The organism is Niallia sp. FSL R7-0271 (assembly GCF_038005785.1).
Lineage (GTDB): Bacteria > Bacillota > Bacilli > Bacillales > Cytobacillaceae > Niallia.
The window spans coordinates 293,303-317,996 of sequence record NZ_JBBOTZ010000002.1; the positions used below are offsets into that span (position 1 = coordinate 293,303).

Annotated in this window: 22 protein-coding genes and 2 pseudogenes; 17 read left to right on the top strand and 7 right to left on the bottom strand. The window is 36.2% G+C overall.

What is annotated here, in order from left to right:
* Positions 1 to 6: 6 nt before the first annotated feature.
* A complete protein-coding gene (locus MKX82_RS21445) occupies positions 7 to 288 on the top strand; it encodes a hypothetical protein (RefSeq protein WP_341079954.1) in 282 nt (93 codons plus the stop codon).
* Positions 289 to 398: 110 nt separating this feature from the next.
* Here MKX82_RS21445 and MKX82_RS21450 read toward each other — a convergent pair whose 3' ends face one another.
* The 4 genes from MKX82_RS21450 to MKX82_RS21465 all read right to left on the bottom strand — a co-directional run bounded on the left by MKX82_RS21450 (position 399) and on the right by MKX82_RS21465 (position 3,650).
* Positions 399 to 1,292, bottom strand: coding sequence for a glycine betaine ABC transporter substrate-binding protein (locus tag MKX82_RS21450; RefSeq protein ID WP_233317028.1), 894 nt, complete (start codon positions 1,290 to 1,292; stop codon positions 399 to 401).
* A 616-nt stretch (positions 1,293 to 1,908) separates the two neighbouring features.
* Entirely contained in the window at positions 1,909 to 2,070 is a 162-nt protein-coding gene (locus MKX82_RS21455) for a hypothetical protein (protein ID WP_233317029.1), read from the bottom strand.
* Between the two features lie 116 nt (positions 2,071 to 2,186).
* Positions 2,187 to 2,435 (bottom strand): hypothetical protein, encoded by a 249-nt coding sequence (locus tag MKX82_RS21460; protein WP_233317030.1) that lies wholly within the window; start codon positions 2,433 to 2,435, stop codon positions 2,187 to 2,189.
* Between the two features lie 567 nt (positions 2,436 to 3,002).
* Positions 3,003 to 3,650 (bottom strand): DUF1232 domain-containing protein, encoded by a 648-nt coding sequence (locus tag MKX82_RS21465; RefSeq protein ID WP_341079957.1) that lies wholly within the window; start codon positions 3,648 to 3,650, stop codon positions 3,003 to 3,005.
* Between the two features lie 161 nt (positions 3,651 to 3,811).
* Between MKX82_RS21465 and MKX82_RS21470 the strand changes: the two genes are divergently transcribed.
* From MKX82_RS21470 to MKX82_RS21520, 11 genes are all read left to right on the top strand, one after another.
* Complete coding sequence (locus MKX82_RS21470; protein WP_341079959.1) at positions 3,812 to 4,489, top strand: zinc metallopeptidase; 678 nt, start codon at positions 3,812 to 3,814, stop codon at positions 4,487 to 4,489.
* Positions 4,490 to 4,541: 52 nt separating this feature from the next.
* Positions 4,542 to 5,465 carry an LCP family protein gene (locus MKX82_RS21475; protein ID WP_233317033.1) on the top strand — a complete coding sequence of 308 codons (924 nt, stop codon included), beginning with the start codon at positions 4,542 to 4,544 and terminating at the stop codon, positions 5,463 to 5,465.
* A gap of 111 nt (positions 5,466 to 5,576) precedes the next feature.
* Complete coding sequence (locus MKX82_RS21480) at positions 5,577 to 6,383, top strand: undecaprenyl-diphosphate phosphatase (protein ID WP_341079962.1); 807 nt, start codon at positions 5,577 to 5,579, stop codon at positions 6,381 to 6,383.
* Positions 6,384 to 6,421: 38 nt separating this feature from the next.
* On the top strand, positions 6,422 to 7,591 hold the full coding sequence (locus MKX82_RS21485) for an FtsW/RodA/SpoVE family cell cycle protein (RefSeq protein ID WP_341079964.1): 1,170 nt from the start codon (positions 6,422 to 6,424) through the stop codon (positions 7,589 to 7,591).
* Positions 7,592 to 7,894: 303 nt separating this feature from the next.
* A complete protein-coding gene (locus MKX82_RS21490) occupies positions 7,895 to 8,332 on the top strand; it encodes a hypothetical protein (RefSeq protein ID WP_341079965.1) in 438 nt (145 codons plus the stop codon).
* A gap of 423 nt (positions 8,333 to 8,755) precedes the next feature.
* The gene (locus tag MKX82_RS21495) at positions 8,756 to 9,088 is read left to right on the top strand and encodes a metal-sensitive transcriptional regulator (RefSeq protein ID WP_233317037.1); all 333 of its coding nucleotides are present in this window, start codon (positions 8,756 to 8,758) and stop codon (positions 9,086 to 9,088) included.
* A gap of 71 nt (positions 9,089 to 9,159) precedes the next feature.
* Positions 9,160 to 9,366, top strand: coding sequence for a copper chaperone CopZ (copZ, locus tag MKX82_RS21500; protein WP_233317038.1), 207 nt, complete (start codon positions 9,160 to 9,162; stop codon positions 9,364 to 9,366).
* Between the two features lie 73 nt (positions 9,367 to 9,439).
* Complete coding sequence (locus tag MKX82_RS21505) at positions 9,440 to 11,872, top strand: heavy metal translocating P-type ATPase (RefSeq protein WP_341079968.1); 2,433 nt, start codon at positions 9,440 to 9,442, stop codon at positions 11,870 to 11,872.
* A gap of 138 nt (positions 11,873 to 12,010) precedes the next feature.
* Positions 12,011 to 13,399 (top strand): aminotransferase-like domain-containing protein, encoded by a 1,389-nt coding sequence (locus tag MKX82_RS21510; protein WP_341079969.1) that lies wholly within the window; start codon positions 12,011 to 12,013, stop codon positions 13,397 to 13,399.
* Positions 13,400 to 13,481: 82 nt separating this feature from the next.
* Positions 13,482 to 14,771, top strand: a complete 1,290-nt coding sequence (locus MKX82_RS21515; RefSeq protein WP_341079971.1) for an MFS transporter — start codon at positions 13,482 to 13,484, stop codon at positions 14,769 to 14,771.
* Positions 14,772 to 14,847: 76 nt separating this feature from the next.
* Positions 14,848 to 15,450 (top strand): CBO0543 family protein, encoded by a 603-nt coding sequence (locus tag MKX82_RS21520; protein ID WP_341079973.1) that lies wholly within the window; start codon positions 14,848 to 14,850, stop codon positions 15,448 to 15,450.
* Positions 15,451 to 15,929: 479 nt separating this feature from the next.
* Here MKX82_RS21520 and MKX82_RS21525 read toward each other — a convergent pair whose 3' ends face one another.
* Positions 15,930 to 17,339, bottom strand: coding sequence for a phospholipase D-like domain-containing protein (locus tag MKX82_RS21525; protein WP_341079974.1), 1,410 nt, complete (start codon positions 17,337 to 17,339; stop codon positions 15,930 to 15,932).
* 1,181 nt (positions 17,340 to 18,520) lie between these two features.
* Here MKX82_RS21525 and MKX82_RS21530 point away from each other — a divergent pair.
* The 4 genes and pseudogenes from MKX82_RS21530 (at position 18,521) to MKX82_RS21545 (ending at position 22,267) form a co-directional block, all read left to right on the top strand.
* The gene (locus tag MKX82_RS21530) at positions 18,521 to 19,084 is read left to right on the top strand and encodes a CBO0543 family protein (protein ID WP_341079975.1); all 564 of its coding nucleotides are present in this window, start codon (positions 18,521 to 18,523) and stop codon (positions 19,082 to 19,084) included.
* A gap of 630 nt (positions 19,085 to 19,714) precedes the next feature.
* Positions 19,715 to 20,032, top strand: a pseudogene (locus MKX82_RS30440) (methyl-accepting chemotaxis protein); the annotation flags it as partial.
* A gap of 329 nt (positions 20,033 to 20,361) precedes the next feature.
* The gene (locus tag MKX82_RS21540; protein ID WP_233317045.1) at positions 20,362 to 20,583 is read left to right on the top strand and encodes a hypothetical protein; all 222 of its coding nucleotides are present in this window, start codon (positions 20,362 to 20,364) and stop codon (positions 20,581 to 20,583) included.
* Between the two features lie 238 nt (positions 20,584 to 20,821).
* Complete coding sequence (locus MKX82_RS21545; protein WP_341079976.1) at positions 20,822 to 22,267, top strand: DEAD/DEAH box helicase; 1,446 nt, start codon at positions 20,822 to 20,824, stop codon at positions 22,265 to 22,267.
* 109 nt (positions 22,268 to 22,376) lie between these two features.
* Here the strand turns inward: MKX82_RS21545 and MKX82_RS21550 are convergent.
* Positions 22,377 to 22,515 (bottom strand): annotated as a pseudogene (locus MKX82_RS21550) (GNAT family N-acetyltransferase); the annotation flags it as partial.
* A 298-nt stretch (positions 22,516 to 22,813) separates the two neighbouring features.
* Between MKX82_RS21550 and MKX82_RS21555 the strand changes: the two are divergent.
* Complete coding sequence (locus MKX82_RS21555; RefSeq protein ID WP_341079978.1) at positions 22,814 to 24,073, top strand: sensor domain-containing protein; 1,260 nt, start codon at positions 22,814 to 22,816, stop codon at positions 24,071 to 24,073.
* 212 nt (positions 24,074 to 24,285) lie between these two features.
* Here MKX82_RS21555 and MKX82_RS21560 read toward each other — a convergent pair whose 3' ends face one another.
* Entirely contained in the window at positions 24,286 to 24,657 is a 372-nt protein-coding gene (locus MKX82_RS21560) for a VOC family protein (protein WP_233317047.1), read from the bottom strand.
* Positions 24,658 to 24,694 lie beyond the last annotated feature (37 nt).

Here is a 24,694-nt window from a genome sequence, read left to right on the forward strand (position 1 = left end):
TAGAGCATGATTTTCAAAAGAAAGAGGTTTTATATTTGTTCTGTTTGTGGTTTTGATAAATTACCAGGACCATTGTATAGCGAAACAGGAATACCAGATGTAAGCCTGATATGTCGCTGCTGCGGATTTCAATCAGGATTTGATGATGCTGAATTAGGTTATTCATTTGAAAGTTACCGCAATGAATGGATACAAAATGGAGCCGAGTGGTTTAGGGAAGCTGAGAAGCCAGTGAATTGGGATTTAGTAAAACAATTGAGCAATATTAATATAAGGGCGTTTATTTAAGCTGCAGCATTCCTGGAGCAAGTTACTAATACTTAATCGGTAAAGTTTAACAATATCTGAAAAACATGAACCAACCATATTACTGGTCGATTCATGTTTTTCAGGTATTCCTAAAGATCCTGTAAGTCTTCTATCGAATTTATATCCATATAAGCAGGAACTACGAGTCCATTCTTTAAACCCGTGAAGTTTGGACCTAGGTCTACGAAGTCACCTTCAAACTTTTCATAATAAGCAGCATGTGTTGTTGGTAAGGCTGCACCTATCATGGCATCGACACTGCCGTCTGCAACACCTGCCCACATTGCACCAGGCTCCACTTGGATTAAGTTGACGGAATAGTCTAATTTATTTTCTAACACGTATTTAACGACATTATTGCTTGCGATGGCGTCAGCCCAAGCTGCATATGTCATTTTTATTTCTTCCCCATTACCAGGCTCTACACCTTCAATCCAGGTATCAACTAAATCAGCATTATCAGCGACCCATTCTTCAGCTGCTTCCTGTTCGGTTTTTCCACTTTGGATTCTTACCATTACATCCTGCATTTCTTCAGGTCCCCATTCGAATTGATCAAGGAACTTATAGGCTTCAGGCAAATCCTCTTTAAACCCATGCCGTACTAGAGTATGTATGTATTCTTCGTCTCCGTAAAGTCCTTTAGGATCTTCAAGCATTTTCAAATCAAATTCATTAAATATCCAGTGTGGAATCCAACCTGTCACAATAATTGGCTCTTCCTTTTTAATTGCTTTTGTTAATTCCGCTGTCATTGCAGTATCGGAGCCTTCTATAACTTCCCATTTTTCATCAAGACCGTAACCTGGCATTACTTTATTTTGTGTAGCATTCATTAGACCAGATCCTGGATCTATCCCAACAATTGTATAATCCAATTCTTCGGCGATAGACCCATTGCTACCTGTTTCTTCACTTCCACATGCGGTTAAACCGACTGATAGAGCTAATGCTGATGTTACTCCGAGAAGTTTTTTTAGCACTAATAAAATCCCCCTTTAATTTGTTTTTAATGTTTCGTAAAGTGTAACGTTAATCTAAATGGAACTCAAAGCGCAGAATATCTCTTAATCTCCTGTAAGCAATGTAGAGATGTAACTATATAACTAACCTGCACTGTATACGCCCTTTTCCTCTATTTTCCTAGCTTATCCTACATGGTGGGTGTATTTTTTCATCTATAGTGTAATGGGTAGGAGGGGAAGCCAGAAAGTAGAAAGGTAGCTTGAAATAAGGCATAAAAAAAACGAATGATGTGCATTTTCATTCGTTTTTCGTCGTATATCTGTACTTTTTTCTGGCTTGGCATGATGGTGATTTCGAGCTTTCCGTCAACCATTTATAGCACAGTTTGATTATCTTTAAGATCATTTGAAACCGATGGCTTTCTTTTACTTCGGGAAACTTATCTTCTGTCAGTTTTTCCGAAATTGAGATGTTATTTAAAGGTGGTATTCAGTTTATGAATGGTGCTTCATTTAATTTCATTGAAGTTGAGGTTTTCAATTGTCGAAGGGTTAGTTCCTGAATATGGTTATAAATGCGAATATAAACGAGCGGAAAATAAAACTAGTAGATTGAGATACTCTAACTTAAGATTCAAGTAATTTTTGTTTTTATTTGTGATAACGGTACTAACTTTACTTTGAAAAAATTAATTATATCTTTTTTTTCTTTCAGTTCAGCATAACCACTGGAGTATATGTAGAGAACTTCATACTCTTTGAATTGAAATATAACAACATCACCTTTTTTTAACATCAACTTCCTCCCTTGTTTCCCACAATTTATTAAAAAAATAAGCAGCCCACAGTAAAAAATATAAAGTAATAAACTGTCTTTTTTACTGTGTGCTGCTTGGATAAACAAAAGCAATATTAAGAAAGCTCGTGGTTTTTCATTACCTTTTCTTCATAGAACAATTTACTCCAAATCTTCCATTTCATTATTTCTAAAGCAAGGTGTATGACTGCAAGATAGGAGATATATAATAAAATTTGGTGGAATAGTGTCATCTCTTTAAAGAACGAGTTGTATTCTCCCCGATACCAGTTGAGGACTAGTGCAAGCACTATTAGTCTGAATAACAATTTCCATGTTATATATTTAAGTGTTAGTTGTTTCATTCGGATTCCCTCTTCAATTCTGTCATTATTGTTTATTCGTGCTGGTTATTATACAAAAAGCTTGTTATGACCGTTTTTTTCCACGGCGAATACACTTGTCTGTGTAATAATCATATTTATGCTTGTTCTGAATGAAACATATTATAGCGTTTAAGAACAAAATAATATACCCCCTATAACAAACTTTTATTTTTGATTTTATCCAAAATAATGAGCCAATCCTTGTTTTATTAACTTGATCCAACCGAAAAAAGATATCCAAAGAATCACGCCTGCTAACAGGACGTAGTTAAAGAAATATTTCTTCATTTTAAAACTCCTATATTGAAAGTATTAATTTTGGAGAGAATCCTATTAGTGAGAAAGAAAACTTGCATCATCAAAACATATAACTGTTATGCTAATCCTAATCAGATTCCTTATCGAAAACCTGAGAGAGGAGTTCGATAAGGAAGAGGAATCTAACAACATGCTATTTCGGAGATGGTAGAAGAAAGAAGCTTGAAAAATTAATTGATTGGGACAAATTAGCTGCATATATAGCTTTAATCGTTCTGAAAGGTAGCTCTATAATTTTGATATACGATCGAGAATTATATTAATGGCGATAACATCATCCAAATAACCGATTGGCAGTATGTAATCTGGAATAACATCTAATGTGCTGACAAAGTAAAAAAGTCCGCTTGCCATTAACAGAAGTTGAGCTGGGCTTCCCTTTTTATATCTAAATTTATAATATAATTCCTCCAGCTGTTGAATAAACGGCCCTTCACTTCCTAATTTCTTCACTTTTTTCTTGAATTGAGTGATTAAATTCTTCTGTTCTTCTGAGGAATGTACATCGTTTGAATAAGCATTTATTTGCTGTTCAACTTCTTCAATTTTAAAGGTGTCACTATACATCCCTGATGAGTTAATCATGTTTTGGATAGCATCTATTTTGGCATGCAGTTCAAAATGATTGTCTGCTTCTGTGGATTTCTCTGTATATCCTGCAGCAGTAAATAACTCATAAACGGGAATGTGAAGAGACTCGGAAATAGCCTGCAGGTGCTTTGGGGTGGCCTTTCTTTTTCCACTGATAATTCTTGAAATAGTCGCTTTATCAATATTTGTTTCTAAACTGAGTTTACTCATAGAGATTTTCTGATTTTCTAGGGTGGTTTTTAACAGATGCCCGAGTTTATTTTCATTGATTTCATTACTCGTCATTACATTCAGCCTCCATACTTTTAACAATTGAAATATACTATCTTGTTGACAAAATGTCAACGAATATACTAAGCTGTTACTAAATTTACTAACAGAGACAATAATAAACGTAATAATTTCGCTTTAACTCTATTAGAGTAAGTTAATTAGGAGGTTAAAACATGTTTTTAGTTTATTTTATCATCATTTTGATTATACCAGTTTGGGCACAGCTAAGAGTCAAAGGTGCTTACAAAAAGTATTCAAAAATCGAGTCTTCTTCCTTCCTTTCTGGTAGAGAAGTAGCTAGAAAAATACTTGATTCAAACGGTTTATATGATGTTTCAGTGGAAGAAACAGGAGGGGTGCTTTCTGACCATTATGATCCGCGGTCAAAAGTTGTCCGTCTGTCAACGAATAACTATCACGGTTATTCTTTAGCTGCAGCAGCAATTGCGGCTCACGAGGTTGGTCATGCTATTCAAGATCAGCAGGATTATTCTTTTTTAAGAATTAGGCATGCATTAGTACCTGTAGCTAATATTGGGAGTAATTTTTCATGGATACTCATCTTAATTGGCATGATTGCCGGTTTAAGTAATTTCGTGTTGTTAGGCATCATTGCTATGGCAGCAGCGGTATTGTTTCAATTTGTCACATTGCCAGTTGAGTTTAATGCATCTACACGGGCAATGGATGAAGTAGTGTCTTTAGGAATTATCAGTAATGCAGAAGAAAGAGATACCAAAAAGGTGTTAAATGCAGCAGCGTTAACATATGTGGCAGCGGCAGCGGTTGCGGTGTTAGAACTTATCCGTTTAATCCTAATTTATACAGGTATGCAAAGAAACGAAAACTAAAGTTTACTTACCAGTTGTTCATGAAGAGAACTAAATTTAGAAGGTGAAGATTTTGAGAAGCAGAGGAGAAATAAAAAAGAAACGAAAATGGATAAGGAATATACTGTCCATCGTCATCTTGCTGATAGTTATTTGCACGATGTTTATTATTTATCAGTATAAAAGCGGGGTAATCGAATCTACCAAAGATGTGAATAACAAAGGGAAGGATTATGATTTTCTGCCTGCTGAACCACAGTTAGGAGAAATGAATATCCTATTGCTTGGCAGTGACTCTAGAGGAGAGGAGCATTCCCGTTCGGATACATTAATGATAGCTCACTATAATTCGAATAATAATAGCATAAAACTTGCATCCATCATGAGAGATACATATGTTGATATTCCCGGACATGGTCTCCAGAAAATAAACGCAGCATTTGCATTTGGCGGGCCTGAACTGGTTAGACAAACAATAAAAAACAACTTTGATATAGATGTAAATTACTATGCGATTGCTGATTTTAAAGGGTTTTCTAAATTAGTAGATATCATTGCACCTGACGGGATACAGGTTGATATTCCTTATGAAATGTCTTATGGAATTGGTACGGTTTTAAAACCAGGCAGTCAAATTTTGCACGGGAAAGATTTACTTGGTTATGTTCGTTTTCGTCATGACAGATTAAGTGATTTCGGGCGGGTGGAGCGCCAACAGGAAGTAATGTCTAAGCTGAAAGAGCAGGCAATTAGTGCTCATACTATATATAATCTGCCAAAAATTATTGGCCTTGCAACTCCTTATATTGATACAAATTTAGATACCCAATCCATATTGTCCTTAAGCAAAGGGCTGCTTTTAAACAGCACAGACGGATTGGAAAGCTTAAGAATACCCATTCAAGATTCTTACGAGAATGATGTAGTAAATGTAGGGGCTGTTCTAAAGGCAGATTTAGATACAAACAAGGAAGCGTTGAGCTCCTTTTTCAACTAATTTCAACGACAAGTTTAACACTTCCTAAAAACAGTTGTCGTATGGTAACTGTTTTTTATGTGTTTACTCAAAAGGGTTGAAAATAACTATAATTCTCAAGGAGATTTAACAATGGATATTGTCTTAATTATAAAAATGATTATTATCGGTTTAGTTCAGGGCTTTACTGAGCCGATTCCTGTTTCGTCGAGCGGACATGTTATGATAGCCAGTCAGCTTCTTGGGCTGGGAGATCAAGGCTTTACGTTTGCTATTCTCACCAATACGGCCTCTTTGCTTGCTATTCTATTTATCTATAGAAAGGACATTATTAGAATAGCTGTTCATTCGATTAATTACTTAAGAACGAAAGATAGTAAGTATGAGAGTGATTTTCGTTTTGTATGTTATATCGTTATCGGTACAATTCCTGCCGGTGTACTGGGAGTGTTCTTGAATGAGTATATTGCTGACAATGTCAGCATGACTACAATTGCTGTCATGCTGTTTATAACAGGTCTTGCTTTATGGTTTATTCGAAATTTGAAAGGTAGAAAAGGTGAATCTGATATTACAGTTAAGGACGCACTTTTTGTTGGTCTTGGTCAGGCTGTTGCTTTAGCCCCGGGAATTAGTCGAAGTGGTGCCACTATCATTTCTGCAATAGCAGTTGGCATTAAACAGGAAACCGCCCTGCGATTCTCCTTTTTATTGTATATTCCAGTAAGTGTTGGCGGGCTTATTCTCGGGTTTTCCGACTTTTTAGGCGAACCAAATAAAGCAGAATTAGCTGTCCCTTATTTATCTGCCTTTATCGCAACCCTTATAATGAGTTATTTGGCGATGAAATGGTTTATGGGCATTATGAAAAAAGGCAAGTTAGTCTATTTTACATATTATTGTTTTATCGTAGGAATATTGCTTTTAATATTTTACTAATTTGCCATACAGATATAACTAATGGTTAGGAGATTAGGATGGGTAAGACATTTTTAAGGAGATTGGATAAGCCGATATTATGTATCATTATAATATTTAGTATCCTCAGCATCCTATTTATTCACAGCAGCGAAGGGATAGGCCAGTATGGTGTTCAAAATTTTGCGCTTAAGCAGGGAATTAGTTATTTACTAGGTTTTGTATTGTTGCTGGTAGTTGCGTATTTGGATGCAGACCAGTTTGAGAGAATTGCTTGGCCCTTTTATTTACTAGGACTTGCCGCAATTATGTTATTGCCTCTTATGCCGTCAAGTATTGCTCCATCCATCTTAGGAGCAAAACGGTGGTACAGTTTTCCGCTATTAGGGTCAATACAGCCTTCGGAGTTTTTTAAAATCGCTTTGCTGCTAGCTGTGTCCCGGTTAGCTTATAAACATAATCTTGTATACTTGGATCGTACAGTTTGGACAGACTTCCTGCTGATTGGTAAAATCCTGATTGTTACCATAATTCCATCCTTGTTTGTTTACCAGCAGCCTGATACAGGAATGGTTGTGCTGTATTTGGCAGGAAGTGCAACAGTGTTATTTATATCCGGGATAAATAAAAAAATTCTCGTGGCAGCTGTGATTATCCCTGCTACGGCTGTTACTTTTTTAATGTATATATATTTCCAACATTCTTCTATTCTCTTCGATCAATTAATACCGATGTTAAAACCTCATCAGCAGGAGCGGATTTTAGGCTGGCTTGCACCAGAAGAATATACAGATAATGCCTATCAGACGAAAAAGGCTATACTAGCCGTTGGAAGCGGAGAGCTTAAGGGGAACGGAATAGGCAATAATAAAGTGTATATTCCAGAGAAGCATACAGATTTCATCTTTGCCACAATTGCGGAAGAAGGAGGCTTTATTGCAGCTTCTGTAATCATTGTATTGTTTTTTCTCTTAATGTCTCAAATGGCTATAATTGGCCACAGAGCAGAGACATCATTTGAACTTTATGTATGCTTTGGTTTAATGGCAATGTATTGCCTGCAAATCTTTCAAAATATCGGAATGACTGTTGGCATGATGCCAGTTAAAGGAATATCTCTCCCATTACTATCATATGGAGGAAGCTCCTTGCTTTCCAATATGATTTTTCTAGGAATCATATTATCCATTCGCAAGCCATACAGAAAGTATATGTTTGAGATAAAATAAGTACTGAAACTTTTATTTCTTTAAAACGTATATATTAGTAACAAATAGGATTGGTGATGTTGGTTTTATGCATACGAAGAACGAAGCTGCTAAGTTAATCGCTAAACTAGGTTGTAGTTGGCGTTTTATTTAACTTAGACTGAAATCCGTTGTTTAGTGGATTTGCAGTGCTTATTTTCATTTTAAAAGCTGCATTAGAATATAAAGAAGTTCAATCGTGCAAGATTAATAAGGAGTCTTAAATGAGAATCCTTGAAAGCTAGATTAATCAGCTCATCTTAGAAGGATATTGGAGGATTATTCATGGGAAAAGCAAGTTGGGCACCATATGTGAAGAAGCTGCTTTGGGTAATAGGCTTAATTATTTTAGCAAGTATATGCTTCCATTTTGACAATCAAATTCAACAAAAAGCAAATGAGCAATTTAATTATATTCCTGTGATTTGGACAAAATTATTCATTTCACTTATGTTTGGACTTTATCTTTCCTTAATTTTGGTGAAAAGATGGTCGGTAAGTATAAATTCATCTTTATTATGGTGTGTTGCGGTCCCGTGTCTATTACTTTCCATAAGCTTTCCAGTATTGGTAACACTTGCAGCTGCTGGTCATTTACCTGATGTGATATCTAGCTCTCCAGTTATTATGGAACTGCAAAAAATCTTTTCTACTAATATATTAGGTGTAACAGCAGGCTTGACATTGATTATAAGTTTCTTTGGCAATCAAAAAAATTTGTGATGATAATATATAGTAAGAAGAGATGAGATGTCGACAATTTGTCGGCATTTTTTGATAAAAGATATAATCAATGGGTTAATAGAGACTACAATAAGAAATATTAGTAATATGGTCATTGACAATAAATAACAGTGTTATCTGAACCTGTTTTGCAAGAGAAAAGGTCGAAGGTAGATAATTATATTCTTGAGTTGAGCGATAACTAATCTTTTTTGACTTACTTATTAAGAAGTCACTTATTATCAGATAAAATTGCCAAAACAAATGGTCCTCTACTACGAATAGTTGGACGTGTTAAGGCAATTACTAAGAAGTACAAAAGTAAAAAATAATATATAGGCCATGGAAAATAAATCGAAACATGGTTCTTTACATACCTCTATAGGGTATGTTAAAATAGCCTCAAGTAAGGGGGGGAGTGTAATGGATAACTCAGTAAAAGGAGAAGCTTGTCATACAGTTGATGGCACCTCTTCTCGTAAAAGTCATCATCCTGAACGGGTAAAAAAGGATTTAACAACAAGATTAAATCGTATAGAAGGCCAAATCCGTGGAATTAAAGGGATGATAGACAAGGATGTATACTGTGATGACGTTATTACCCAGATATCTGCGACACAATCAGCATTAAATAGTGTTGCCAAAATCCTCTTGGAAGGTCATTTAAAAGGGTGTGTTGTAGACCGGCTTTCAGAAGGTGATGAAGAGGTTTTAGACGAGTTAGTCGTAACTATCCAAAAATTAATGAAAAAATAAATTTTTTTCGTTCAAATATACCCTTACGTGGTATGAGTATAAATTATAAATGATAAAAGGAGAGACTTAAAATGCAATCTGTAACTTTAAATGTACAAGGAATGTCATGCGGACATTGTGTAAAGGCTGTAGAAGAGAGTGTTGGGGAATTAGAAGGTATTAACCAAGTAAGTGTAAAATTAGATAAAGCATTGGTTGAAGTATCTTTTAATGAAACTCAAGTATCTCTTGATAAAATTAAAGAAACAATCGAAGACCAAGGATATGACGTAGAATAAGAGTGCTGCAACAGCACTCTCTCATTTTATTGAAAATATACCCCGTATAGGTATAAGAGAGGTGAATCTTAACATGAGTACAGCAGCAAAAAGTGCAGCTTCTAAAGAAACGAATATTGGAATAACTGGAATGACTTGTGCAGCGTGCGCAACCCGAATTGAAAAAGGGTTAAACAAATTAGAAGGTGTTGAACAAGCAACAGTCAACCTAGCTCTAGAAAAATCAATAATAAAATATGATGCGTCAAAACTAAGTGAAGCAGATTTTGAAAAGAAGATAGAAGCACTTGGCTACGGTGTTGTTAAGCAAAAGGCAGAATTTAATATTACCGGCATGACTTGTGCAGCATGTGCGACGCGTATCGAAAAAGGAATTAATAAAATCCAAGGGGTTGCAAATGCGAGTGTCAATTTAGCACTTGAAAAGGCAATGATTGAATTTAATCCTGCAGAAGTATCAGTTGGAGACATTCTTACGAAAGTAGAAAAGCTAGGTTACGGTGCACACCAACAGCAAGACGAAACAGAACAGGCTGATTACCGTGAAAAGCATATTAAAGATCAACAGCGTAAATTCATTATTTCAGCTTTAATATCGTTGCCATTGTTATGGACAATGGTCGCACATTTTTCGTTTACCTCGTTTCTATATGTACCAGACCTTTTAATGAATCCGTGGATTCAATTGATATTGGCAACGCCGGTTCAATTTATTATTGGCAAGCAGTTCTATGTTGGAGCTTATAAAGCGATTCGTAATGGGAGTGCAAATATGGATGTACTTGTTGTCATGGGTACATCAGCAGCGTATTTTTACAGTTTATATCAAGCAATTGTAACTGCTGGAACACACCACGGACCCCATTTATATTTTGAAACAAGTGCAGTATTAATAACACTTATCCTTTTAGGTAAATTATTTGAAGCAAAAGCAAAGGGCCGTTCATCCGAAGCAATTAAAAAATTAATGGGACTTCAAGCTAAAACAGCAATTGTTATACGAGATGGCTCTGAAAAAGAGATACCCGTAGAAGAAGTAGTGATTGGTGACATTGTCTTAGTGAAACCTGGTGAAAAAATCCCCGTTGATGGAGAGGTATTAGACGGGACAACGGCGGTCGATGAATCTATGTTAACAGGTGAAAGTCTGCCAGTGGATAAAAAAGCTGGAGATATGTTGTACGGTTCGACCATTAACAAAAATGGTTTCATTAAAATGACAGCAACAAAAGTTGGCCGTAACACGGCACTAGCCCAAATCATTAAAGTCGTCGAAAATGCACAAGGTTCAAAAGCGCCGATTCAACGTTTGGCTGATCAAATTTCAGGTATTTTCGTACCAATCGTAGTCGGAATTGCAATCATCACTTTCTTAGTCTGGTTTATTTGGGTACACCCAGGTGAGTTTACACCTGCACTAGAGGTATTAATTGCCGTACTTGTCATAGCTTGTCCATGTGCACTTGGCTTAGCTACACCAACTTCCATTATGGCAGGGTCAGGTCGAGCAGCAGAGCTTGGTATCTTATTCAAGGGTGGCGAGCATTTAGAACAAACACAAGGCATTGACACCGTTGTACTCGATAAAACAGGTACAGTTACTCATGGTAAACCAGTATTAACAGATGTTCTAATAGCAGACGGACAAGATGAAGATGAAATTTTAAGACTGATTGGTGCTGCTGAAAAGCAGTCAGAGCATTCATTAGCAGAAGCTATCGTACAAGGAATCAAGGATAAAGGCATAGCCCTTGGTAAGGTTCAATCATTCGAAGCTATACCAGGTTTTGGGGTTCAAGCAACTGTATCTGGTCAAGGTGTTGTCATAGGCACACGGAAACTCATGCAGCAATATGGGATTGATATACAATCCGTTCTACCAGCAATGGAGAAACTAGAGAAGAACGGTAAAACAGCGATGCTTGTTGGAATTAATGGGCAATATGCAGGCTTAGTTGCTGTGGCCGATACAATTAAAGATACATCCAGAGAGGCTGTTCAACGCTTAAAGCAAATAGGCATTACAGTCATTATGATGACAGGAGACAACGAGCGTACAGCACAAGCAATTGGTAAGGAGGTCGGTGTTGACGCTGTTATTGCCGAAGTACTTCCAGAAGGTAAAGCTGAGGAAGTGAAAAAACTACAAAAACAAGGCAAGAAGGTTGCAATGGTCGGAGACGGAATTAATGACGCGCCAGCATTAGCCACTGCTGATATAGGGATGGCTATTGGTACAGGTACTGATGTTGCCATGGAAGCAGCAGATATTACCCTTATTCGTGGTGACCTCAACAGCATTGCGGATGCAATAGTAATGAGTAAAAAAACGATGCGTAATATTAAACAAAACTTATTCTGGGCTTTTGCGTATAACACTATTGGAATTCCCATTGCTGCTGTTGGATTACTGGCACCTTGGGTTGCAGGTGCTGCGATGGCGTTTAGCTCTGTGAGTGTGGTTTTGAATGCATTGCGGTTACAACGAGTTAAGTTGGATAAATAAAAAAGTTGTGATTCTTCTTTATGATATACAGCAGTTTAGGGGTTACGTTCTTTAGAGCGGAATATCAATATGAATGAAGATATTCCGTTGTCTTTATAAACCTTATAATCATATAATTGTGTAAAAAGGATGCGTACCATGCCTATAAATTCTTTCGAAAACTACCCGATGAGCTGGAAACCATCAATCGATAAGAGAGACAAGCCTATCTACCAAACACTGGCAAGACAATTAGAACAGGACGTATTGGACGGAGTGTTACTTCCTGGAACGAAACTGCCTCCACAGCGGGAACTGGCCGATTATTTAGATTTAAACTTAAGTACTATTTCCAAAGCTTTTAAAGTATGTGAGCTTAAAGGACTGGTAAGTGCGTCTGTGGGAAGCGGCACATTTGTATCATATGATGCGTTATCCAATGCCTATTTATTAGAAGATACAAAGCCGAAGCATTTAATTGAAATGGGAGCAACCTTGCCAGATGATGCTTCTTACGAGCCGCTGATGCTCCAGCTTAAGACGATGCTGCAAGAATCTGACTATGAAAGATGGTTCGGTTATGGAAGAGCAGGCGAAAGCTTATGGCAGAAGGATGCTGCTGTAAAGCTGATGAGAAGAGGTGGGTTTGAAACAACGGTAGATCATATCTTATTTGCCAATGGCGGTCAAAATGCGATAGCTGCTGCATTGGCAAGTTTGTGCAAGCCTGGTGACCGGATTGGTGTGGATCACCATACATATCCGGGCTTAAAAACAGTTGCAGCAATGCTTAGTGTGCAAATAGTGCCAATTAGATCGGAGTACTATCAACTAAGCCCAGAATCGTTTGAACATGCGTGTAAAAATGAAAATATTAAAGGGATTTATATCATTCCTGATTATCATAATCCGACTGCTTCTTTTATGTCTGTTGAAAACCGGGAAAAGATTGCAGCAATAGCCAAAAAGTACAACCAGTTTGTAATAGAAGATGCATCTTACCATCTGCTCAGCAACAACCCGCTGCCTGCTGTAGCATCTTTTGCTCCAGATCAGGTCATCTACATTTCTAGTCTATCTAAATCATTTGCTCCAGGACTTCGATTGGCTTATGTTGCAGTGCCAAAGCAGTTCAAAGAGCCATTATCTAAGGCGCTTTATAATTTAAATATAACGGTGTCACCGCTGTTAGCAGAATTGACGGCAAGAATGATAGTATCTAATCAATTTGAAACTTTGGTTGAGAGCCACCGCGAGCAAAACATTCGCAGGAACAAACTCGCAGATGAATATTTGTCTGACTATACTTGTGTTGGTGACGAAACAGGCATCTTTCGTTGGCTGCTGTTACCAGGGAAGCTAACTGGAACTGAATTCGAAGCATTAGCCGCACAGAATGGAGTACAAGTATATGCGGCTGAACGCTTTGTTGTTGGCAATAGTTGCCCTGACAGAGCAGTAAGAATTTCAGTCTGTGCCCCTGAATCAATGGAAGAGCTAAAATTAGGCTTGGTTATTTTGAAGCGGTTGTTAGAAACTCCTATATAAATATTGTTCGCCATACAATTATGTTATTGTATGGCTTTTTTAGGGCGTGTTATGATGACTTAAAATCAAGGTATGAATTCATTTGAAAGGCAGGTTAGTTCATGTGACGGATGTTCAATCAGACAAGCTGCAAAGTTACATAACTTCATCAGAAAACTTAAAGTCATTATACAAACGCACTTTAATTATTGTAAGCATTTCGCAAATTTTTGGCGGTGCAGGACTGGCTGCAGGTGTTACGGTAGGAGCACTTCTTGCTCAGCAAATGCTTGGTACAGACGCCTTTGCTGGATTGCCAACGGCTTTATTTACGTTAGGATCCGCAGGAGCAGCATTATTTGTCGGGAGACTATCTCAACGTTTTGGGCGCCGAACCGGTCTTACAGCGGGCTTTATTATTGGCGGGCTTGGAGCAATCGGGGTTATTATTTCAGCTATATTAAATAGCATTATTTTATTATTCCTCTCTCTGCTTATATATGGTGCAGGAACAGCAACGAATTTGCAAGCCAGATATGCAGGAACCGATTTAGCAAATAGTAAACAGCGCGCAAAAGCGGTTAGTATTACCATGGTATTTACAACATTTGGTGCAGTTGCGGGGCCCAATTTAGTAAACGTGATGGGAGATTTCGCCTTATCTAATGGTATTCCGTCACTTGCTGGTCCTTTCATTTTAGCAGCCGTCGCATATATTTTAGCAGGACTAGTTCTGTTAATAATGCTCCGTCCTGATCCATTGCTAACAGCAAGAACAATAGATGCTACTAACCAAATATCTAAAGATAATGTCCAACTAGCAGCAGAAAATACAGAGAATAAACGAGGAATTATTGTTGGTGCTACAATTATGGTACTTACGCAAATTGTTATGATTGCGATTATGACGATGACACCAGTTCATATGAAGCATAATGGTCATGGGCTTGGTTCTGTAGGTTTAGTTATCGGTTTTCATATTGGGGCCATGTATCTGCCCTCCCTGATTACAGGTGTCCTTGTTGATAAATTAGGCCGACCTGTAATGGCGATGGCTTCTGGTATTACGCTGCTTTTGGCAGGTTTAATTTCAGCATTTGCACCAGGAGATTCTATGGTTTTAGTAGTTATTGCTCTTTGCTTACTTGGGTTAGGATGGAATTTTGGATTAATAAGCGGGACAGCTTTGATTATTGACTCGACTAAAACTTCCACAAGAGCAAAAACGCAAGGTGCAGTTGATGTTTTGATTGCCTTGTCAGGAGCTGCTGGCGGAGCAATGTCTGGAATGATTGTAGCTGGTTCCAATTATGCAACATTATCATTTGCAGGAGGAATTTTATCCCTAGTTTTAATTCCAGTAGTAATCTGGGCTCTTAAAGAGAAAAAATAAACTTGCATGAGATAGGTGTATAAGACAATGAATAATCCTCCCTTTATTATCAATAATAAAAAAGGGAGGGAATAGTGTGAAGGAAGAACAAAGACTGTTGTTGGAAGAAATTAGAAAAGCAGAAATTGCCCAAAGTGACCGATGGTTAAGCTATTGGCAACAGTACTCTAATATGGATACATGGCAATTTTGGGTGGTATTAATGATGTTTTTACTGCCACTTCTCGTATTAATTCTTTTTATAGACCGAAAAAAGGTTTTTCAACTTGGCTTTTACGGATACGGTATTCATTTATTTTTTGCAATTATTGATTCTTTTGGAGTGATAAAAGGATTATGGATATATCCTTATAAGTTACTTCCTGGGTTGCCAGCAAGTATTGCCCTTGATTCCTCCTTTGTACCTGTAACGTATATACTTCTATATCAATATATCCTTAATAATAAGAAGAATTATTATATTTGGATGTTAATGCTGTGCTTAGTTTTTGCCTTTTTTCTAAAACCATTAATGGTGGGGCTAGGTTTGTTCCGCTTCGGTGGCAGAGAGAACTTCTTAATGCTTTTTTGGGGATATGCGGCTGTAGCACTAATACCTAAATGGATTACTGATTTTTTTATGTACTTACTAAACAATAATCGCTTTAGTTTACACAATAAATTGCGGAACTTAAAATAGAGCTGCTTATTTGCGGCTTGTTTTTTGTTGGATTAAAAGTAGGGCACAGACATCACAGCAAGTTAATTTTGGTCACCTAGGCTGGGACATAGGTATGTAAATCTGTATAAAAACCGAACTATTAATCATCTATTGATTAATAGTTCGGTTTTCGTGCTTTTAGTTTTAATACAATAATTAAAAAACTTAGAGGAATGGAGCGAAAGGACACTCGACTCCTGCGGGAAATAGAGGATGCTTTAGACCCCGCAGGCGAAGAGACGAGGAGGCTCAAGCTTTGCCCGCTGGAAAGCGTGTGGACGAGAGCGCAATGAAACGAACTAATTTTAAAGCCATATTCTATTTAGTCACAAACTTCATTTTTCAAATTTAGATGTAATTTTATTAGTCGTGTATAGATAGTTATCTTTTGTTTTGTCCAACCTCTTTATAGTTGTCTTTAAATGGTCAAATCAGTAAGAGCAGTAACCAGCTCAAGCTTATAATAAATGCTGGAATAAACCGGTCACATAAGATAGCCCTTTTACACCGAAAGATTTAAACCAATTAACTTTACCTGGTTTTAAATCGGGATTTTTTATATAAGATTCGTCCTGCGCAACCTTTAAGCTCTTTTTAACATACTGATTCATTTCCTTCTCCAGATTGCTGGTGAACTCAACGCTATCAATAACTACCATCGATTCAGTATTTAAGAAGGCCGACCTTGAGTCCATATTGAATGCACCAATGGCACTTAATTGATCGTCAAATATAAATGTTTTAGCATGGATAGAGTCAGGCCCCTGATATTCATATATATTTACGCCTCTTTTTACCATTCCGTTAATATGCTTAATATGCCCTGAATAGGCTACTACATTGGCTGTCGAAGCTAATGAATTCGTTAATATGGTAGTCTTTTCTGCGGGAATATCTATCTTCTCCATATAAGGAAGCATAGGCTTTGTCGGAATAACATACGGGCTTTGAATAACTAAGGACTTTTTAGAATTTTTCATGAGATTCGTTAAGTCATACCAAACCCAAGGTTCTTTATTAAATCTTTGGATAGGGTTATGGATAAAAGTTACTTTTTTAGTAGCTACCGACATTTCTAACCAATCATAATAGTTATTGAATAATTTTTTATCTGTATTACGCAAATCGTCTAGTTTTTTCTTTAGCTGCTGATCGGCTTCTTTAGCTTTTTTTTGTTGACGGGAAGAAAGCTTATGATAAGGATATTTTGTGATAGGATGGTCCCAGACCTCATTAAAATATCCTTCCATCGAGTTCAGAACACTGCCCTCTTTTGTCTCCGTATTTGTATTAATAATCAGAACATCGCGGTCATTTGTTGGGGCCTTTTCACCTTCCTGAACGAAATAACGATTGCCTATATTTCTGCCGCCAATAACGGCATATTTATTATCGATAATAAGTAGTTTATCATGTAAGCGATTATTCCATGTCCAAGGGAGAAAAGGCTTGAATGGTTCATAAAATTTAACTTCAATATTAGGGTGATTAACTAAGGCAAATAAATCATCTTTTAGACTGAATCTAAGACCATGGGAAATCCCATCTAAAAGAATCCTTACCTTGACACCCCGATCTGCAGCATCTAAAATCATTCCTAATATTAAATCGGTAATATATCCTTTATGAATCGCATAATAAGCGACATCTATTGTTTCTTTTGCATTTTCCATTAAGTTAACACGAGCGTAGCCTGAAAACGTCTTTTCTTCCAACAAAATCACACGATCCTGTGACGTCTCCGTTCCATAAAATCTTTCCACTTTATTTTGTTCCTTATAGGAGTTATTTACTTGCGGAGGTTTTTCTTTAAAGATGACAATGCCGAATACGATAATATAAAGCAAATAAAAAATAAGAATAATCATTACGCCACTCCTAATCTTTTTTATGGAATTTCTCTCCTTTCAAGGCCGTAACTAATGATTATAGTTTGTGCAACATTTTTTAGAATATGAAATAACAAATAGAAAAACATTGAAGGACATGTGCTTTCTAATGCAAGTGTCAATAAGGGGCTGAAGAATGAACGGTTCGTGTTGGTTGGAATTAAAGCCATAAAAAAATACCGCCAGCGACGGTATTATTTTATTCGATTAATTATGTTATCGTATTTTGTCAAAATTACAGCTTTCGTTTTTGGATCTTGAATTTCTAACAAACCGTTTTCATAGTCAAAAAAAACAAAATGGATTTTACCCTGATAGATTACCTTTTGACCGAATTCTATATGACATCATCCTCAATATTATTCAAAAAAACAATATTTGATTAATACAGAAAGAGATGCGTAACTGTAAGAAATAATATCATTTTAAAGTAGTTTCAGAATAGCACAGTTCGAATTAGTATGTATATTTAAGTGCTTTAAACAATGCTGGAAAGTTTTGGGTGATTTTTTCAGGGAATAAATAGGTATCTTTGTTTCAATTTGATAAAAGAGGGTAGAAGGTTAAGTAAATCTGCAAAAAAAAGGGGAGTTACTATGAATAAAAGCTATATACTCCTTGATATCGAAAAATTAAATAAAGAGCTATGTAATAATAGGTCAAGATCGTTAAAAATAATAAAAAGACTCCAGAAAGATCCAACTAATTTAATGTTAAAAAGAAGGTTGAAGCGTCTAAAATTAGATAATGAAAATGTATACCAGAAACAGAAGGATTTATGGGCTCTTTATAAGCGGACATAATTCTTCACATATTTCCGCAAATAATTTTATTTTTACATAGTAGGAAGTATATCCATAAAAATTTGAAGTTTTTTTGCAGGTAAATAGTAGTATCTAATGAACAAATAATTTGTTTTCTAAGTAAAGGGCGATGAGTCAGTACTGACTTCATCGCCCTTTAAATTTGTCCTTGAAGTAGGTTAAGCTAGGTTCTTATTTTTATCCCACTGCAAAAATAAAAGGAGTACAATACATAATTTCACTAAATGGCCAAATCCATTGGAATGATAAGGAGTGGTTGTCTAAAAAAATAGAATAAACAATTTTTAGGAGGTGAAAATAAGAAGACCCTAGAATTGAAGAAAGGACGTTCTCTGTATGGTTTTTAATCCTCCAGATAAAATAAAAAAAATAATTGACGCAAAATATATAGTATTAGAGCATGCCCATGATGATTTAAGAGAAATTTGGATAGATCATATTTTATTTTCCTTCGGTTGGTGGACTTCATTATTGATGACAATCATTCCATGGATAGTATGGTTTGTCTTTAGAAAAAAGGAAAGCAGCACTAGGTTACTGTTAGGAGGACTTTGGGCTATGTTCATTTCTACATGGTTAGACTATGTGGGGGTAACAATGGGTTTGTGGAGATACTATAATAAGTTAGTCCCTTTAATGCCTGATTTTATACCATGGGATTTTGGATTAATGCCGATTACAGTCATGTTTTTTCTCCAAATTAAGCCTAAAGTCCATGCACTCATTAAAGCTTCCATTTATGCTGGCATGACAGCATTCTTAGCAGAACCTTTATTTATAAAATTAGGGTATACAAAATATCCAGGGTGGAGTCCGGTCCTTTCCTTTCCTATTTTTATCATTATCTATTTAGTAGCTCATTTTTTGGTTCATAGTAAGGCTACTAAACCACTTAGATGAAGTGGAATTATTTTACCTGCATGAAAGCAGGTGTCTTTACCTTCTTCGCCAAAACTACTTAAAAGAACTTTATTATGTCCGATATAGTTAGTAGTCATTACTAGAAAGGGGCATATAATGCATAACACACTACAATCTTTGGTTTATTTAGGACCAATAATGAAAGAAACAATTGGTCATACTACTGCGATTATGATCACTGATTTACAAAATATCATCTATTTTTCACCTTCAACTAGTCTTCCATTAAATATAAAAGTCGGGGACCCTGCTTTTGTTCCAGGAAATGAGCTTTTAATGCGTGCATTAAAGGAAGGGAAAGTAGAACAATACGTCCCAAAAGAAGCATATGGTATTCCATTTTTCTCCACTGTAACACCAATAAAGGATCCAGAAACAGGGGAAGTTATCGGGTTGTTCTCTATATCTAAGACATTAGAAATCGAGGAAAAGCTGGATCGAGAGTTAAGTGAGTTAAATGCTATCATTAGCAGACTTCATGAAAAAGTCCAAATAGTTGCTGCTCAATCAGAAGAATTATCAGCTACAAGTAATGAAATTACATCACAAGCAGTTAAAGCCAATGATAATACACAGCAAATCGGAAAATTAGTGACTATCATTGAAGGAATTTCTACACAAACAAACCTGTTAGGACTAAACGCGGCAATTGAAGCAGCTAGATCTGGAGAGGCAGGCAAAGGCTTTGGAGTAGTTGCAACAGAAATAAGAAAACTTTCTGAACACACAAAACAAGCAGTTGGAACAATTGGCGGATCTTTATCAGAGATAAAAAGTAGTATAGAGAATTTAAAAGTAAGCATCGAGGAAGTAAGTGCCTCATCTGAAGAGCAGTCCACTGTAATGGTAGATTTCTTAGAGGAAATGCAAAAATTAGATAAACAAAGCAACGATGTGTTTGCATATATGAAAGAATTAGTTAAATAGTCAGTTTACCTTAAAAGCGAAACGAAACTAATCAATATCTTTATTTCAAAATATTACAATTTAGTGGATTATCTTTAATGTTGGACACTAGTTAAATTTTGCGGTAATTGAAATAAAAAGGACATTTTTCCAAGCAGGATTAATGTCCTTTTTTTATGAGTGATATTTATGGATAGTCTCTAGGATAGATTTGGTTAGCAGGTATATAACCTGCTTTACTTAACTGGTTATCCCATGTTATGGTAAATATAATAAAAATTATATTATTTGGGGTCCTACCAGACTTTTATTAGTCACCTTCCCTTTATAATGGGAAAGGGGGACACTAAATGTCTTTAGACCATACAAAAGAGATGCTGAATACATTAAGGCAGTATCATACATCTGAGATTAACATGATTTTCAATGGCAATGATGGCGCGCCAATACTTGTGATAAGTTATATAGATGGTTGTTATGAACTAAAAAGTTTAAATACCTCCGTTATAGAAATTTGTGACGATATAGAATCGGCAATTCGTTCCATTAATAAATTAGTGAATGTCATATAATAAAACTAAATGATATGCTCCCCTAGCGGTAAAATCTGTTTGCGTTAGGTGGAGTTTTTTTGTGCAATTGTTTTTAAAAAACACCTTATAAAGAAACAAATAGACATTAAAAATGAAGGGTTGCCCATTATGATGTTATTTCAAGTATAATAAAAGGATATGCATGTTTCGCATATACTATCTCTTCGGAGAGAATCCTATACATAAATCAAATAATACAAAAAATGAGGTTATTTTTATGAGTGAAAAAGGTTTTGACCACTTTAATTTAAGTGATGAAATAACGAGAGCATTATCTGTTTTAAAATACGAAACACCCACAGAAGTTCAGACGAAAGTAATCCCGTTAGCGTTGGAGGATCTTGATCTTGTCGTAAAATCGCAAACAGGTAGCGGCAAGACAGCATCCTTTGGTATACCAATTTGTGAAATGGTTAAATGGGAGGAAAAACTGCCTCAGGCGTTAATTCTTACACCGACTCGGGAGCTTGCTGCTCAAGTGCGTGAGGATATCACGAATATAGGCAGATTTAAACGAATTAAAGCAACGGCCGTTTACGGAAAAGAACCTTTTTCTAAGCAAAAAGAGGAACTAAAGCAAAAAACGCATGTAGTGGTTGGGACACCTGGACGTGTCATGGATCATATTGAAAGAGGAACGCTAGTACTAGATCAGGTAAAATATCTGATTATTGATGAAACAGATGAAATGCTAAATATGGGTTTTATTGACGATGTAGAAACGATTATAAACAAGCTACCTTTAGATAGAGTTACAATGGTATTCTCGGCCACATTGCCTAAAGATGTGGAAAGTCTTTGTCATAAATATATGAAAAACCCTGTTAATATTGAAATTGCTTCTCAAGGGGTTACAACAAGTACGATTGAACACCATGTAATGGAAGTCAAGGAAGCTGATAAGCTTTCCATGCTAAAAGCAGTAACCGTTATAGAAAATCCAGATAGCTGTATTATTTTCTGCAATACGAAAGAACATGTAGATGCTGTGTTTGCTGAGTTAGAAGAATCCAATTATTCGTGTGAAAAAATCCATGGAGGATTAGATCAAGAAGATCGTTTTGCTGTAATGGATGGTTTTAAGATGGGGAATTTTCGTTATCTTGTAGCTACTGACGTTGCTGCAAGAGGAATTGATGTGGATAATGTAACGCTAGTCATTAATTATGACGTTCCAATGGAAAAAGAGAGCTATGTTCACCGAACAGGAAGAACTGGTCGTGCCGGCAATAAAGGCAAAGCAATTACATTCACATCATCTTACGGGAGCAAATACTTAAAAGCAATTGAAAGATATATTGGCTTTGAGTTGCTTGAAATGGAAGCTCCAACAACACAGGAAGTGGCTAAAGGCCAGGCTGCCTTTGAAGAAAAAATCAGCGGACGCCGTGTCGTTAGAAATAATAAAACAGCCAGAATAAATCAAGGCATCACTAAACTTCATTTCAACGGAGGTAAAAAGAAAAAGATTCGTCCAGTAGATTTTGTTGGTACAATCGCCAAAATTCCAGGTGTAACAGCAGATGATATTGGAATTATCACTATCCATGATAGTATGTCATATGTTGACATTCTTAACGGTAAGGGGGCACTGGTCCTACAAGCAATGGAGAATGCAACTATTAAAGGTAAAAAGCTGAGGGTCAGCAAAGCAATTAAATAACATTCCGTATTAATAAGCATAAGAAATAGACGTTAAATAGAAGTTAGAAAAAAAGCAAGCAACAATAAATGAAGAAGCCTATACTCCTCTGAGTATAGGCTTCTTCATTTATTGTTGCTAATCTAGAATACAGATTTTTAATCAATAAATGTCTCTTTTGATTTTTCGGATTTTCTTAATGTACCTTCAAATTGAAAATTCAACTTTTCTAAAAGTCTAATTGAATTAGCATTTGCAGGTTCCACTTTTTAAATAAACTAGGTGAGTCTGAGACACTCACTTTTTTAATAGTAATCTGTCTGTTCGTAGCTCTGTAATCAATATTTTTACCGCCATATGTTAGTAATGCAGGGGAAGATATTGATATCTGCGCATAGTTCAGTTCCTTCAACTAATATCTTAATATACAATTAATGGGATTTTATCATATTAGTTCAATCTAGGCGAGAAACAAGAACCAAATACAGGGATAAATTTACAGAAGACCAAGATTCCTCATTTTGGTATAATAATTCCATTAATTCAAATAATTTTGGATGGTGAACAATGGAAGATCGGTTGGGAAAGAAAGATGACTATGTGACAGACGAAGAAAGATTTCGTGTGTTAGTAGAGCATGTAAGTGATTGGATATGGGAAGTAAATGAAAATGGTATTTATACGTATGCTAGTCCGCAGATTAAGGATATATTAGGATATTCGCCTTCAGAGGTAATCGGCAAAACGCCCTTTGATTTAATGGAGCCAATGGAAGCGAAGCGTATTGCACCCGTTTTTGAATACCATCTAGCCAATACTTTGCCTATTAAAAGCTTAGAAAACATTAATCTTCATCGTGATGGACATGAAGTAATATTAGAAACTAGTGGTTCTCCCATAATAAATTTAGAAGGAAAATGTATCGGTTATAGAGGAATAGACAGAGATATTACGTTAAGAAAACAGGCTGAGCGCAGGCAGCAGCAGCTATTAGATATTATTGAAGCTTCTCCGGACTTTATTGCAACCTTAGACAAGAATGGCAATAGTCTGTATTATAATCCTGCTGCCCGAAGAATGCTTGGAGACAATAGCGGAAGTGGGGAAGCAAATCAAAGCTGGTTGACGGATGTTATTAAGCTAGAGGGGATACCTACTGCGATAGAAAAGGGCCATTGGAAAGGAGAAACAACAATCCTTCAAGAGGATGGAGAAGCAATACCTGTTTCTCAAATAATTGTGGCACATAAATCTGAACACGGTGAGGTTGAGTTCTTATCTACCATTGCCCACGATATTACGGAAAGAAAGGAACTTGAAAAAGTAGTATATCACCAAGCTCATTATGATTCCTTAACTAATTTGCCAAATAGGAGATTACTCCACTATAAATTATCACAATTAATTGAAAACCCAGCAGATCATCAAAGATTTGCGGTGTTGTTTATGGATTTAGATAATTTTAAGGAAATTAATGATAATCTCGGTCATGAAATAGGAGATCAATTACTTATAATGATGGCAGCTCTCCTAAAAAACTGTGTGGAGGAAACGGACTTTGTTTGCCGATATGGCGGAGATGAGTTTATCATCATGCTGGAAAATATCCGCACCGAAGAGGAAGCGAAAGTAAAAGCAGGGCGGATCTTAGAAGCATTAGCAGAACCTTTTCAACTAGACGGATATTCATTAAATGTGACTGGAAGCATTGGTATTAGTATGTATCCGAATGATGGTTCAGATTTTGCGGCATTGATTAAAAAAGCAGACAATGCGATGTACCGGATAAAACGAACCGGAAAGAACAATTTTTTAAGAGACAATTAAAAAAGCCATTAGCAGTTGAGCAAGCTTTATGTTAATGGAAATATCATAAATTAAACGTCAAAGCCATAGTGCTGCACTCCAAAAGTTAGAGTTAAAATCTAACTTTTGGGGTGTCTTTTTATGGCTAAATATAGTGGGAATTTCATATATATTTACTAGAAAAGAGCACAATTTAACTTCACAAGGCTTTTTTTATGTATGTTTTAGTTATTTCATCGATGCTGGTCTACAAGGATTTGATTTCCGTCTGGATCTTCAATGAAAAAATGTGCTGGTCCATTCGTTGCTTCATCTGCTTCATTCTGAAAGTTTATTCCTTCCGCCTTAAGCTGTTTTTGAATGTCCCGAATATCTGTAAACGCTTCAAGGTTTTCAGCATTTTCATTCCAGCCTGGATTAAAGGTTAGGATGTTTTTATCAAACATTCCTTGAAATAACCCAATAATGCAGTTTCCATTTTTCAAAACCAGCCAATTTTGAGTTATGTCACCACCAAATGATTGAAACCCTAGTTTTTCATAGAAGGACTTAGATACAGCAATGTCTTTTACGTTTAAGCTTACAGAAAATGCACCTAGTTTCATTTGTTCTTCTCCTCTTTTTAAAAAATTTGGAAAAAAC